Below are 13,426 nucleotides of genomic sequence, written 5' to 3' on the forward strand. Positions count from 1 at the left end.
GGTGCGCCGGGGGAGTGACGGCGGTCATACCGGGGCGGGTGCGCTCTCCTCCGGCTTCGCCTCCGCCGCGGCCTCCTCCTGGTCGCGGAGCTCCCGGCGGACCAGGAACCACCAGCCGACCGGGACGCCCGCGGCGAACAGCCACCACTGGATCATGTACGCGTAGTTCAGCGGGGCGTCCTCGCTGCCGGGGTCGGAGATCTGCTCCGGGCCGTCCTTGGGCGTGGGCGCCGTCTGCTCGACATAGCCGCCGAGCACCTGCGCGCCGAGCCGGTGCGCTTCCTGCGCGCTGTTGATCAGCATGATCTGCCGGGCGGGGAGGCCCTGGACGTTCTTGATGCCGCTCGCCGCGGTCGTCTCGTCGGCCATCAGCCGCCCGGTGACGGTGGTGCGGCCGGACGGCGGGGCGGGGATCTTCGGGAAGGCGGTCTGGGCGCCGTTCGCGGGGATCCAGCCGCGGTTGACCAGCAGGACCCTGCCGTCGGTGAGGACGAACGGGGTGAGCACGTGGAAGCCGACCTCGCCGTCGGAGTTGGTCCGGCGCCGGACCACTTCCTCCCTGGCGGTGTCGAAGGTGCCGGTCGCGGTGACCGTGCGGTACTTCTCGGTGCGGGTCACGGCGTGCCCGGGGGAGGCCAGCTGCTCGACCGGGACCGGCCTCGCGTGCAGCGCGGAGGAGACCAGGTCGTTGCGGGCGGTGCGCTCCTCGTAGCGGTGCTTCTGCCAGAAGCCCAGCCTGATCATCGTCGGGATCAGCGCGATCGCGACAAGGGTGAGGATGACCCACTGGCGGGACAACAGGAAGCGGTAGCGGTGCACCCCACGACGGTACCTCCGAGCCGCGGGGTGCATTCGGGCGGGTACCGGGTCACACCCGGTCGACGATTCCCACCTTTCCCTCGGCGCGGGCGCAGTGGGCCCCGCAGTAGAACCGGCCGTCGGCCTCCACACCCTGGCCGATGATCTGCACCCGGCAGTGCTCGCAGATGGGGGCCATCCGGTGGATCGCACAGGAGAAGCAGTCGAAGACGTGCACCGCGCCCTGTGCGTGGACCTCGAAGCTCATTCCGTAGTCATTGCCGCAGACTTCGCATTTAGCCATGCGCCACAGGGTGGGCCGTCGTCGCCGGGCGGGCGAGCGGCCGCAGGGTGAGTCGCCCGGCAACCACCCGTTTGTACGATTTCCTATCGGTCTGGTGTGATGTTCCGTGTCGTCACTCGTCGGCCGGCTCGACGTCCCGCAGCAGCTGCCCGAACGCGGCCTCGTCGACGATCGGCGTACCGAACTGCCGTGCCTTGACCACCTTGGACGTGCCCGAGTCGGGGTCGTTGGTCACCAGCAGGCTGGTCAGCCGGGAGATGCTGGACGCCACGTGCAGACCGGCGTCGGTGGCCCGGTCCTCCAGCAGCTCGCGGTCGACGGAGGTGTCTCCGGAGAACGCCACCCGCATGCCCTGTTTGAGGTGTTTGCCGTCTTCGTAGCGCCCCGGGTTGGGATAGGGGCATGCGGGCCTTCTGCGGGAGGGGCGCCAACTGGTCGGCCGGTAGCCGCCGTAGCCACCCTGCTCACCGGTCGACTGCCGGGGCACCGGACGGTCCGACCACTCCGTCAGCGGCCGGCACTCCAGCAGCGGCAGCCGGACACCGCCCGCCGCCGCGGCCCGCAGGCTCGGCCGGAAGGCCTCAGCCAGCACGCGCGCGTCGTCCAGCGCGTGGTGCGCCCGCTGCTGTACGACGCCGTAGTGCGCCGCCAGCGACTCCAGCTTGAAGTTGGGCAGCGGCAGCCCCAGTTCCTTCGACAGCGCGATGGTGCACAGCCGCTGACGCACCGGCGCCTCACGCTTCGCGCGCGCGTACTCCCGCGCGATCATCTGCCAGTCGAAGACGGCGTTGTGCGCGACCAGCACCCGGCCGTCCAGCCGGGCCGCGAACTCCTCGGCGATGTCGGCGAAGAGCGGCGCCCCTTCGAGTACCTCGCTCGTCAGACCGTGTATCCACACCGGTCCCGGATCGCGCTCCGGGTTGACCAGCGTGTACCAGTGGTCCTCGACCTCGCCGCGCTCGTCCAGCCGGTAGACGGCCGCCGAGATGATCCGGTCGTCCCGGGCCAGGCCGGTGGTCTCCACGTCAACGACCGCGTATCCCTTCGGATACGCGGCCGGCCACTGGGTGGGGGACGACACTGCGGTCGCACGGTCTTCGAGCATGGTCACTGAGGATACGGGCCACGACTGACAGTCCCGGCCGTCAGGGCTGTCCGCCGCCCCCAGGGTCGCCCCGGCGTTCGGGCCTCGTATACGTGTGCTCGCCCTGTGTCCGTCGGTTTACCGGCGCAGGTCTCGCGCGACACGACCACGCCCCAACTCTCGCCTGTACGCGTGTCTTTACCCGGTCGATCGGCAGCGGAGCACCGCCCACTGAGCCGGCGAAGGAGCTGTCGCACCGCAGGCGTTGTGCAGCGGGACCCCACCCGAAGCCTCGCCGCCGCACGCGGTGGGGCAGGCGGGAATCACCACGTTCACGAGGGTGATGGGGTCGATTCACTTGGAGGAGGCCGTCCTGGACTCGCGTACGGAGGGCGTCGGCTTCGGGTGCGGTGAGGGACGAGGTGCGTCGTACGGGTCCCGGGGCCGTGAAGGTGCCATCCTCGGTCCTGTGACCGAACCAACCCACGAAGAGGCCCATGGGGGCGCGCTCGGCTCGCGGCTGAACTGGCTGCGGGCCGCGGTGCTCGGCGCGAACGACGGCATCGTCTCCACCGCGGGCATCGTCGTCGGCGTGGCCGGCGCGACCCAGAGCCGGTCCGCCCTGCTCACCGCCGGTCTGGCCGGCCTGCTCGCCGGGTCGATGTCGATGGCGGCCGGCGAGTACGTCTCCGTCTCCACCCAGCGCGACTCCGAGATGGCCGCGCTGGCCGTGGAGAAACGGGAACTGCGCGAGCAGCCGGAGGCCGAGCTCGAGGAGCTGACCACGCTGCTGGAGGAACGCGGACTGTCCCACGAGGTGGCCCGGGAGGCCGCCGAACAGCTCACCGCGCGAGACCCGCTCAAGGCCCACGCGCGCGTGGAGCTCGGTATCGACCCGGAGGACCTGACCAACCCCTGGCACGCGGCCTGGGCGAGCTTCCTGGCCTTCACCGTGGGCGCGCTGCTGCCACTGCTGGCCATCGTCCTGCCCCCGGCCGGCTGGCGGCTGGGCGTGACCGTCGTCTCCGTCCTGGCCGCGCTCGTCCTCACCGGCTGGACGAGCGCCCGGCTCGGCGCGGCCGACCCGAAACGCGCGGTGCTGCGCAACGTGGTGGGCGGGGCGCTGGCGATGGCGGTCACCTACGCGGCGGGCCGCCTGCTGGGCGCGGCGGGCGTCTGACACGCCCGTCGGGGACCCCGGGGCGCGGCGGGAGCCCGACCACGCCGGGGCCCTGGGCGCGTGGGCCGGGCCGGTGACCGCGTACCGTGAGGTGCGCTCGACCACCCCCTGAGCGCCTCGCACCGACCCGCACGAGAAGGACCCTCGCCATGCGCGCCACCACCATCCACGCCCCGTACGACATGCGCGTGGAGGACGTCCCCGAGCCCGTGGTGCAACTGCCCACCGACGCCGTGGTGCGGGTGCTGCGCGCCTGCATCTGCGGCAGCGACCTGTGGGCCTACCGGGGCGAGGCGGCCCGGCAGCCGGGGCAGCGCATCGGACACGAGTTCCTCGGGATCGTCGAGGAGACCGGCTCCGAGGTGAGCGCGGTCCGGCGCGGTGACCTGGTGGTCGCGCCCTTCATGTGGTCCGACGGCGTCTGCGACTACTGCCGCGAGGGGCTGACGACCTCCTGCGAGCACGGCGGCTTCTGGGGCTCCGTCGGCTACGACGGCGGCCAGGGCGAGGCCGTCCGCGTGCCGTTCGCCGACGGCACCCTCGTCCAGCTGCCCAAGGACGCCGCCTCCGACGACCACCTGCTGTCCGCCCTGCTGACCCTCTCCGACGTCCTCGGCACCGGCCACCACGCCGCCCTCGGCGCGGGCGCCCGCCCCGGCGCCACGGTCGCCGTCGTCGGTGACGGCGCGGTCGGCCTGTGCGCGGTGCTGGCCGCCAAGCGGCTGGGCGCCGAGCGGATCATCGCGCTCGGCCGGCACGAGGTCCGCACCGACATCGCGCGCCGCTTCGGGGCCACCGACGTCGTCGCCGAGCGCGGGGACGCGGCCGTCGAGGCCGTCCGTGAGCTCACCCGCGGTCAGGGCGCGCACGCCGTCGTCGAGGCCGTCGGCACGGAACAGTCCATGCGTACGGCCGTCGGCATCACCCGCGACGGCGGCGCGATCGGCTTCGTGGGTGTGCCGCACGGCAGCGGCACCGGCCTGGACCTCGGCGTCATGTTCGACCGGAACATCGCCCTGCGCGGCGGCGTCGCCCCGGTCCGCGCCTACATCCCGGACCTGCTCCCCGACGTCCTGGACGGCACGATCGACCCCTCGCCGGTGTTCGACATGACCGTCGACATCGAGGGCGTGCCCGAGGGCTACAAGGCGATGGACGCGCGTACCGCCCTCAAGGTCCTGGTCACGGGCGGCCGGTGACCCGCTAGCTCCAGCGGATCGGCAGCGGCAGGGCGGTGAGCAGCCCCGAGACCGCGACGACCGCGCCCAGGACGACCACCTCGGCCCGCGCGGGCGCGCACGCGGCCAGCGGGTCGGCGGCGCGGCGCAGCCGGATCCGCGCCCACAGGGCGAGCAGCGCGACGGCGGCGACCAGGATCACCTTGGCCAGCAGGGTGCGTCCGTACGCCGTCGTCGTCAGCTGGTCCAGGATCGTGGCCGACGGCATGCGGCGCAGCGCACTGCACACGCCCGTCGCGGTGATGGCCGCGAGCAGAACGGCCGCCACGCGCGCGTAGCGGCCGAGCAGCGCGGCCCCGGCCGGATCGCCGCGCCAGTGCCTGACGAGCCGCAGGGTGTGCAGCAGACCGCCCGCCCACAGCGCCGCGCACGTCAGGTGCACCAGCGTCAGGCCCGAGCCGGCCGGCGGGTTCTGCTCGGTCGTGGGGTGGGCGCGCAACGCCTCCGCGACCACCACCGCGGCCAGCGGCCACACCTGGGCCGCCGGACGGCGCAGGAACGCGCACAGGGCCGCCAGCGCAAAGGCGTTGACCTCCAGCAGGGCCAGCCGGCCGTCGCGGGAGCCGTACAGGCCGCCGACGTCGATCTGGCCGAGGCGGTGCGGGACCAGATTGCCGGCGGACACCACCGAGGCGAGCGCCAGTGCGGCGACGAAACCGGCGGTGGCTGCGAACGGCGCCCAGCTGCACGGCCGTTCGGGCGGGACACCGGGCAGGCGCCGGGCGAGGCGGTGCACGAACAGCTCGCCGAGGGGCACGCTCAGGGCGGCGAAGAGCACCGCGCGCAGCAGCCCGATGCCGCCGGCCCCCGGTGCGGCGGCCTCCCCGGTGCCGTGCAGCGCGGCCGACGGACCGAACAGGGGGATCAGGGCGCCCAGCGTCACGAGGATCAGGAGAGCGACGGCCCGGCCGGTGCCGGACCGCCGGGCGGGGCCCTCTTCGCCGGTCGCCTCGGCGGTCGGTCGTGGCAAGCTCATCCCGTGATCTTCGCCAGCCGCCGCAGAACCGGGCAAGTAGCGGAAAACAACTGGAAGTTCGTCATTCCATGCATACGTACGTTTCCGGCCGCCCGTGCGCTCAATTGTTTCCGGCCACTCCCGTGCTCATCGCCAGCGGGCGCTGTCCGACCCCCACGGCACCGCAGGCCGCGCCCAGTCGGCGGGGCCGCCCGTGAAGGACACCGGCGGCAGTGCGTACCGCAGCCGGCCGAGGGGGCTGTCCGTCTCGGCCAGCCAGGCGTCCGGGCCCTCGTACGGCGCACCCGTGGCGTGGGCCGGCCGGATTCCGTCGGTCAGCCAGCGCGCGGTCCGGGCCAGCGCCAGCCGTACGAACCGGCCACCCCCCTCGTACGACTGCTCGGTCAGCGCGCGTAGTACGGCCGCCGCCAGGAGGTAGCCGGTGCCGTGGTCCAGTGCCTGCGCGGGCAGTGCGCCGGGCTCCTCTGCCGAGCCCTCGGTCGCGGCGATGCCGGTCGCGACCTGCACCAGGCTGTCGAAGCCGCGCCGCCCGCCCCAGGGGCCGTACGCACCCCACGCCGAGACCTGCGCCACGACCAGCCCGGGACGGCGCGCGAACAGGGCCTCCGGTGCGAGCCCGAACCGGTCGAGGGCGCCCGGCCGGTAGCCGGTGACCACCACGTCGGCCGTGGCCAGCAGTTCCTCGAAGGTGGCGCGGCCGGCGGTGAGGTCGAGCGTCGCCGAGTGCTTCCCGAAGCCCGTGTCGGCGTGCTGGTCGGGGAGTTCGGGCAGCCAGGGGGCGTCCAGCCTGAGCACCTGCGCGCCGAGCAGGGCGAGGGTGCGGGTGGCGACCGGGCCGGCGAGGACCCGGGTCAGGTCCAGCACGCGCAGTCCGGCGGCGGGCAGCACGGGAGCGGCCGCCGGGTCCAGCGGCGCGAGCACGCGCGCGGGTGCCGTGGTCGGCCGCTCGCGCTCCACGAGCGGCCGAGCGGCCACCTCGGCGGCCTGCTCGTGCGCCTGCCACTCCTTCGGGGTGCGCAGGGCCACCGCGAGGCCGCCGGCGCCGTGGACCGCCTCCTCGACGGCCGGCGCCGAGCACTCGGCGAGTCGGGCGGCCACCGTCTCCACGGAGGCGTCGGCCGGCAGGTCCAGCGCGCCGAGCAACCGGGCCCGGTGGTGCGGGTAGTTGGCGTGGGTGCGCACCCAGCCGTCGGCCGTCCGCCAGAACCGCGACAGGGGCGCGAAGACGGCCGGTGCCCGGCCGTCGACCAGCAGGTGCCGTTCACTGTGGAAGGCGGCCGCCACGGCGCCGTCGTCGACCCGGACGCCGGGCACCTCGGCGAGCCCGGCACGGCGGGCCGCCAGTTCCGCGGCGGCCAGCGCACAGGCGCCGACACAGGCGCGGGCGAGCTCCCGTACGGGAAGGCGCGCCTCGAGCGCGCCCTCCCGCACCACGCTGGTGAGCCGCGCGAGGTGGGCGGGATCACCGCCCAGCGCGGACCAGGCGAACTTGATAGCAGTCATGACTGTACTATGCATTATTGACTCAATGCACTGTTGACTGAATCAAGATATGGCGGTCGGTCCTACCAGGTCACCGCGGCCAGCGCGTCCGCCGTGCCGTGACCGTAGAAGCCGTTGTGGTTCCGCGTCCCCTCGCACACCGCGTCGACCTTGCCGTCACCGTTGATGTCGTACGGATCCGTGCACGGCGTGGCGTCGGCCTCCGCGTACAGCAGCGCCTTGACCAGGGAGGCCGGGGCGTGCGGATGGGTTGACTTGATCAATGCGGCAACCCCCGCGACATGCGGCGTCGCCATCGACGTACCGGCCATGTAGCCCCACTTGCCGCCCGGCAGCGGGCCCAGGATGAGACCGCTGGTCGCCGGGGGCTCCGGCTTCTGGTAGGCGGTCGAGTCGCCGCCGGGCGCGGCGATGTCGATCACCCCGAGGCCGTAGTTGGAGAAGGACGACTTCAGGCCCTTCGCGCCCGTCGCCGCGACCGTCACGACACCCGGCAGCTGGGTCGGTATGTCGTAGCAGGCGTGCGGGTCGATGACGCGGTCCGACGGGGTGCCGTCGTTCGGGGAGACCGGGTCGGTGATCGCGTCGGACGCGAGGTCGTAGTTCTCGTTGCCCGCCGCCGCGACGTTGACCGTGCCCTTCTTCTCCGCGTACTGCGAGGCCCGGGTGATGGCGTCCACCAGGGCCCTCTGGTCAGGATCGGTGGTGCAGTTGAAGTACCAAGGGTCGGTGTAATAGCTGTTGTTGGTCACGTCGACGTGGTGCTCGGCCGCCCACACGAATCCGCAGACCACGGCCTCGGTGTAGAAGTACCCGTTCGGATTCGCGACCTTGATGCCGGCCACCCTGACCCCCGGCGCCACGCCCGTGATGCCGACGCCGTTCTTGGCACCCGCGATCTCACCGGCCACGTGCGTGCCGTGCGGGCTCTCCGACGCGCTCGGCCGCCAGGCGCCGTCCGTCGTGTCGGGCTTGCCGGACACGCAGTTGACCGAGGCCGCCCGGTCGAAGTTGGGCGCGATGTCCGGGTGCGTGTCGTCCACCCCGGTGTCGACGACCGCGACCGTGACGTCCGGGCTGCCCAGCGTCTTCTCGTGCGCCTTGTCCGCCTTGATGGCCGGCAGGTCCCACTGCAGCGGCTCCAGCGGGTCCTGCCCCGCCGTCGCCCGCGCGCCGGCCTCGGCGACCTGCTCGGCGCCGAGCACCTGCGGCGTGCCGACGTCGGTCGTGGACTGGGCGGGCAGCGGCGCGTTCCGCGTGGCACCCGCCGAGTCCACCCCGCGCACCGTGCGCATCCGCGCGGCGAAGTCCGGGTTCGCGGAGTGGGCGACGATCACACCGATCCTGTCGTAACCGACCACGACCGAGCCGCCGTTGCGGAGGATCTCCCTCTGCACGGACTCGAACGTGCGGTGATCCGTACGCGTGTTGACCACGTACGAGAGGTTCTGCCCGTCCGCCGCGCGCACCGCACCGGCCGCACCGGAGGCAGCCGAGGCCGGCGCCGGCAGGAAGCCGAGCGAGGCGGTCAGCGACAGCACGACGGGCACGGCGAGCGCGAGGCTGCGTCTGGAACGCAGATGAACCATGGGATCTCCACTTCACCCGGATACAGAACCGCCCGAGGCGCGCGGGGGCGGTGCGGACGGTGCAGGTACATGACACGTGGTGCAGGCAGACGCTAACCCCACGGCTCACCGCTCGGCAATGACTTGGCAATGGCTCGACAAGACCACTTGCGAAACAACTCATAGGACTTGAACCGGTCCTCGCGTGGCGCCGTGGACCTTGGGCAGGGAGCGCCAGCACGATCGAGCTCCCCGTTCGTCATCGCTTCCGCAACGCGAGGAGACCCCGTGGCCACCGAGACACCGCCCCCCGCCACACCGGGGGCCCCACTTCCCTCCACCGAGGAGTTCGCCGAGGTGCAGCAGAGCGCGGAGTTCGGCGAACTGCGCCGCGCCCACCGCTCGTTCGCCTTCCCGCTGGCCATCGCCTTCACCGCCTGGTACCTGCTGTACGTGCTGCTCTCCAACTACGCGGGCGGCTTCATGGGCACCAAGGTGGCCGGAAACATCAACGTGGCCCTCGTCCTGGGCCTCGCCCAGTTCCTCACCACCTTCCTCATCGCCTGGTGGTACGCCCGGCACGCCGCCACCGAGCTCGACCCCAAGGCGGAGGCCATCAAGTCCCGGATGGAGGGCGGCGCATGAGCCCCGCGATCACCTTGGCCGCCGGCGAGGCGAGCCAGCACCGGACGCTGATCACCACCCTGTTCGCGGTGTTCGTCGCCGCCACCCTCGTCATCACCGTCTGGGCGGGCCGCCAGACCAAGGACGCCGCCGACTTCTACGCCGGCGGGCGCCAGTTCACGAGCTTCCAGAACGGCCTCGCCGTCTCCGGCGACTACATGTCCGCCGCGTCCTTCCTCGGCATCGCCGGCGCCATCGCCCTGTTCGGCTACGACGGCTTCCTGTACTCCATCGGCTTCCTCGTCGCCTGGCTCGTCGCCCTGCTCCTGGTCGCCGAACCCCTGCGCAACTCCGGCCGGTACACCATGGGCGACGTGCTGGCCTACCGCATGCGCCAGCGCCCGGTCCGCACGGCCGCCGGCGTCTCCACGATCGTGGTCTCGATCTTCTACCTGCTGGCCCAGATGGCGGGCGCCGGCGTCCTCGTCTCGCTCCTGCTCGGCATCACCAGCGACGGAGGCAAGATCGGCATCGTCGCCCTGGTCGGCGTCCTGATGATCGTCTACGTCACCATCGGCGGCATGAAGGGCACCACCTGGGTGCAGATGGTCAAGGCGGTCCTGCTGATCGCCGGCGCCCTGCTGCTGACCTTCCTGGTCCTGCTGAAGTTCCACTTCAACGTCTCCGACCTGCTCGGCAAGGCCGCCGACAACAGCGGCAAGGGCGCGGCGTTCCTGGAGCCGGGCCTGAAGTACGGCGCCACCGGAACCACCAAGCTGGACTTCATCTCGCTCGGCCTCGCCCTGGTCCTCGGCACCGCGGGCCTGCCGCACATCCTGATCCGTTTCTACACCGTGCCCACGGCCAAGGCCGCCCGTAAGTCGGTCATCTGGGCGATCGGCCTGATCGGCGCCTTCTACCTGATGACCCTGGCCCTCGGCTTCGGCGCCGCCGCGCTGATCAAACCGGGCGAGATCACCGCCTCGAACAAGGCGGGCAACACCGCGGCACCCCTCCTGGCGCTGCACTTGGGCGGCGTCGACTCCGACGGGGGCGCCATCCTGCTCGCCACCATCTCGGCCGTCGCCTTCGCCACGATCCTGGCCGTCGTCGCCGGCCTCACCCTGGCCTCGTCGTCCTCCTTCGCCCACGACATCTACGCCAACGTCATCAAGAAGGGGCAGGCCACCGAGCGGCAGGAGGTCGGCGCGGCCCGCTGGGCGACCGTCGGCATCGGCGCGGTCTCGATCGTCCTCGGCGCCCTGGCCCGTGACCTGAACGTGGCCGGCCTGGTCGCCCTCGCCTTCGCGGTCGCGGCCTCCGCCAACCTGCCGACCATCCTCTACAGCCTGTTCTGGAAGCGGTTCACCACCTCGGGCGCCCTGTGGTCGATCTACGGCGGTCTGGTCACCGCGGTGGGCCTGGTGCTGTTCTCCCCGGTCGTCTCCGGGAGCCCGGCCTCGATGTTCCCCGGCGTCGACTTCCACTGGTTCCCGCTGGAGAACCCCGGCATCATCTCCATCCCGGTCGGGTTCCTGCTCGGCGTCGTGGGCACCCTGCTGTCCAAGGAGGCCCCGGACGCCGGCAAGTACGCCGAACTGGAGGTGCGGTCCCTGACCGGCACCGGAGCACACTGAGATGCGTACGACGGCCGCGTCGTGCGGGGCTGTACGGTCCTACGACGCGGCCGTGTCGTACCTCGTCGGATCGGGCCGCTGTCGTTGTCAGTGGTGTCACGTAGGCTCGCAGGTGACGGAAAATGAGTGATCCGGGATCGAGGGAGGGGGCCCACGTGCTCATCGACACCTACGGCCGGGTGGCCACCGACCTGAGGGTCTCGCTGACGGACCGGTGCAACCTGCGCTGCACGTACTGCATGCCCGAGGAGGGCCTGCAGTGGCTGGCCAAGCCCGACCTGCTCACCGACGACGAGATCGTCCGCCTCGTCGACATCGCCGTGCGCATGCTCGGCATCGAGGAGGTCCGCTTCACCGGTGGCGAGCCGCTGCTGCGCCCCGGCCTGGTCGGCATCGTCGAGCGCGTAGCGGACCTCGCCCCCCGCCCGCAGACCTCCCTCACCACCAACGGCATCGGACTCAAGCGCACCGCGACCGCGCTCAAGGCGGCCGGCCTGGACCGGGTCAACGTCTCCCTGGACACGCTCCGCCCCGACGTCTTCAAGACCCTGACCCGCCGCGACCGCCACAAGGACGTCCTCGAAGGCCTCGAGGCCGCCCGCGAGGCCGGCCTGACCCCCGTCAAGGTCAACTCGGTCCTGATGCCGGGGCTGAACGACGACGAGGCCCCCGACCTGCTGGCCTGGGCCGTGGCGCACGACTACGAACTGCGGTTCATCGAGCAGATGCCGCTGGACGCCCAGCACGGCTGGAAGCGCGAGGGCATGGTCACCGCCGGGGACATCCTGGCCTCCCTGCGCACCCGATTCGACCTCATCCCCGAGGGCGCCGACGCGCGCGGCTCGGCCCCGGCGGAGCGCTGGCTGGTCAACGGCGGCCCGCACCGGGTCGGCGTCATCGCGTCGGTCACCCGCCCATTCTGCGCGGCCTGCGACCGCACCCGCCTCACGGCCGACGGCCAGATACGGACCTGTCTGTTCGCCACCGAGGAAACCGACCTGCGCGCAGCCCTGCGCTCCGGTGCCCCGGACGAGGAGATCGCCCGCATCTGGAAGCTGGCGATGTGGGGCAAGAAGGCGGGAGCGGGACTGGACGACCCGTCGTTCGTGCAGCCGGACCGGCCGATGTCGGCGATCGGCGGTTAGGCCACGGTCAGGCCCCCTCGGGACCCTGCCAATCGGCGAACTCCACGACGTCCTTCAGGAAGCCCCGCACCCCGAGGAACTGCGCAAGATGCTCGCGATGCTCCTCACACGCGAGCCATGTCTTACGCCGCTCCGGCGTGTGGATCTTCGGGTTGTTCCACGCCAGCACCCACACGGCGTCGGCACGGCAGCCCTTGGCGGAGCAGATCGGCGTCTCGTCACTCACAGGTTCGTCTCGGGTTCGTCGTACAGAAGTGGCCCCAACAAGGCGACGCCGAGCAGCCACGGGGGGAGCTGCCCGGCGTCGGTCCGTCGCTCCGACGGGGGATGCGGAGCGCGTACGCAGTATGTCACGGCTACCCCGTCGCCCGGCACTGGAACTACACGATTGATCTGAGCTTTTCTTGAGCTTGGCACGCGTTCATCCAGCCGTCCCACCGCGTCCCGGCTGCTCAGCTCCCGGAACGGATTCCGCCTGTGCCTCCTCCGGCCGCGGCGGGGTGATCATCGGTCGCGTCGGCGCGGTGATGAACGTCGAGGGAAGCGACGGCGGCCGCTCCCGGCCCGCGTTCGCGATCACCACGGCGATATAGGGGAGCAGCGCTCCGGCGACGAGCGCCACGATGGCGACGTACCGCTCGACGTTCCACAGGGAGACCGCGAGGATCACCGACACCGTGCGGATCGTCATCGAGATGACATACCTGCGCTGCCGGCCCCGTACGTCCTCGGCGAGTCCCGTCCGGGCCCCGGTGATCCGGAACACCTGGACGCTGCCGCCGTGCTGTTTCCGCATCACATTCCACCATCCGCCCGCATCGGCCCTGCCCGACCTTCTTACGTTACGCCGCGGCTGCACCGGCCACGAGACCGGGGCGCCCACTGCCTGCGGCGACGTCACCGGCCCTGCCGTGCACGGGTGAACCCGACATGCGCCGTACGGCGCACCGACCCACACTGTCCGTAATGCTCACGTCGAGCCGGACGAGGAGGCAGCCATGGGCTGGTTGTGGGCGATCATCGTGGGATTCGTGCTGGGCGTGATCGCCAAGGCGGTCATCCCGGGCAAGCAGCACAGCCCCCTCTGGCTGACCACCATCTGCGGCATGCTCGGCGCCATCGTCGGCAACGCGGTCGCCCGCGCCGTCGGCGTCGCCTCGACCCGCGGCGTCGACTGGAGCCGCCACATCTTCCAGCTGGTGGCCGCGATCATCATCGTCGCCGCGGTGGACGCCCTCTACATGGCGACGCTGGGCAAGAGGAAACAGGAGAGGGTCGGAGCTTGACAGCGTCCTGGGCCGAGGCGCCCCCAAAGGGGCCCAGGGCTGTATCGACATGCGGCTCCGCCGCGGGGGCGCGAGTGACCACG

14 protein-coding genes are annotated in these 13,426 nt (G+C 71.9%); 6 read left to right on the forward strand and 8 right to left on the reverse strand.

All coding sequences use genetic code 11. The annotated features are described in order from the left end of the window. Nucleotides 1–24: 24 nt before the first annotated feature. From ACFYZB_RS05050 to ACFYZB_RS05060, 3 genes are all read right to left on the reverse strand, one after another. Nucleotides 25–852 carry an SURF1 family protein gene (locus ACFYZB_RS05050; protein ID WP_388754439.1) on the reverse strand — a complete coding sequence of 276 codons (828 nt, stop codon included), beginning with the start codon at nt 850–852 and terminating at the stop codon, nt 25–27. A gap of 16 nt (nt 853–868) precedes the next feature. Continuing rightward, entirely contained in the window at nt 869–1,102 is a 234-nt protein-coding gene (locus ACFYZB_RS05055) for a hypothetical protein (RefSeq protein ID WP_228623926.1), read from the reverse strand. A 112-nt stretch (nt 1,103–1,214) separates the two neighbouring features. Beyond that, complete coding sequence (locus tag ACFYZB_RS05060; protein WP_351209509.1) at nt 1,215–2,207, reverse strand: DEDDh family exonuclease; 993 nt, start codon at nt 2,205–2,207, stop codon at nt 1,215–1,217. 448 nt (nt 2,208–2,655) lie between these two features. Here ACFYZB_RS05060 and ACFYZB_RS05065 point away from each other — a divergent pair, with 448 nt between their 5' ends. Together ACFYZB_RS05065 and ACFYZB_RS05070 are read left to right on the forward strand one after the other, a co-directional pair. Beyond that, a complete protein-coding gene (locus tag ACFYZB_RS05065) occupies nt 2,656–3,366 on the forward strand; it encodes a VIT family protein (protein WP_388754442.1) in 711 nt (236 codons plus the stop codon). A gap of 149 nt (nt 3,367–3,515) precedes the next feature. Continuing rightward, a complete protein-coding gene (locus tag ACFYZB_RS05070) occupies nt 3,516–4,565 on the forward strand; it encodes a zinc-dependent alcohol dehydrogenase family protein (RefSeq protein WP_388754445.1) in 1,050 nt (349 codons plus the stop codon). Between the two features lie 4 nt (nt 4,566–4,569). Here ACFYZB_RS05070 and ACFYZB_RS05075 read toward each other — a convergent pair whose 3' ends face one another. From ACFYZB_RS05075 to ACFYZB_RS05085, 3 genes are all read right to left on the reverse strand, one after another. Beyond that, nucleotides 4,570–5,580 (reverse strand): CopD family protein, encoded by a 1,011-nt coding sequence (locus ACFYZB_RS05075; protein WP_388754448.1) that lies wholly within the window; start codon nt 5,578–5,580, stop codon nt 4,570–4,572. Between the two features lie 126 nt (nt 5,581–5,706). Next, nucleotides 5,707–7,083 (reverse strand): CoA transferase, encoded by a 1,377-nt coding sequence (locus tag ACFYZB_RS05080; protein ID WP_388754450.1) that lies wholly within the window; start codon nt 7,081–7,083, stop codon nt 5,707–5,709. 62 nt (nt 7,084–7,145) lie between these two features. Beyond that, the gene (locus tag ACFYZB_RS05085) at nt 7,146–8,672 is read right to left on the reverse strand and encodes a S8 family serine peptidase (protein ID WP_388754452.1); all 1,527 of its coding nucleotides are present in this window, start codon (nt 8,670–8,672) and stop codon (nt 7,146–7,148) included. A gap of 267 nt (nt 8,673–8,939) precedes the next feature. On the opposite strand from ACFYZB_RS05085, the gene ACFYZB_RS05090 reads away from it, so the two are divergent. The 3 genes from ACFYZB_RS05090 to moaA all read left to right on the forward strand — a co-directional run bounded on the left by ACFYZB_RS05090 (nt 8,940) and on the right by moaA (nt 12,057). Continuing rightward, nucleotides 8,940–9,296 carry a DUF485 domain-containing protein gene (locus tag ACFYZB_RS05090; RefSeq protein ID WP_388754454.1) on the forward strand — a complete coding sequence of 119 codons (357 nt, stop codon included), beginning with the start codon at nt 8,940–8,942 and terminating at the stop codon, nt 9,294–9,296. Further along, a complete protein-coding gene (locus tag ACFYZB_RS05095; RefSeq protein ID WP_388754455.1) occupies nt 9,293–10,912 on the forward strand; it encodes a cation acetate symporter in 1,620 nt (539 codons plus the stop codon). The genes ACFYZB_RS05090 and ACFYZB_RS05095 overlap by 4 nt, the downstream gene beginning before the upstream one ends. Before the next feature lie 155 nt (nt 10,913–11,067). Further along, nucleotides 11,068–12,057 carry a GTP 3',8-cyclase MoaA gene (moaA, locus tag ACFYZB_RS05100; protein WP_388754459.1) on the forward strand — a complete coding sequence of 330 codons (990 nt, stop codon included), beginning with the start codon at nt 11,068–11,070 and terminating at the stop codon, nt 12,055–12,057. A 7-nt stretch (nt 12,058–12,064) separates the two neighbouring features. On the opposite strand, the gene ACFYZB_RS05105 is transcribed toward moaA, so the two are convergent. Both ACFYZB_RS05105 and ACFYZB_RS05110 read right to left on the reverse strand, forming a co-directional pair. Next, nucleotides 12,065–12,283, reverse strand: coding sequence for a hypothetical protein (locus tag ACFYZB_RS05105; RefSeq protein ID WP_388754463.1), 219 nt, complete (start codon nt 12,281–12,283; stop codon nt 12,065–12,067). Between the two features lie 195 nt (nt 12,284–12,478). After that, nucleotides 12,479–12,853 (reverse strand): DUF3099 domain-containing protein, encoded by a 375-nt coding sequence (locus ACFYZB_RS05110; RefSeq protein ID WP_351209527.1) that lies wholly within the window; start codon nt 12,851–12,853, stop codon nt 12,479–12,481. Nucleotides 12,854–13,055: 202 nt separating this feature from the next. On the opposite strand from ACFYZB_RS05110, the gene ACFYZB_RS05115 reads away from it, so the two are divergent. After that, nucleotides 13,056–13,343 (forward strand): GlsB/YeaQ/YmgE family stress response membrane protein, encoded by a 288-nt coding sequence (locus tag ACFYZB_RS05115; RefSeq protein WP_388754466.1) that lies wholly within the window; start codon nt 13,056–13,058, stop codon nt 13,341–13,343. The last annotated feature ends 83 nt before the right edge of the window (nt 13,344–13,426 follow it).

It is taken from the genome of Streptomyces sp. NPDC001852, from assembly GCF_042891825.1.
Classification (GTDB): Bacteria; Actinomycetota; Actinomycetes; order Streptomycetales; family Streptomycetaceae; genus Streptomyces.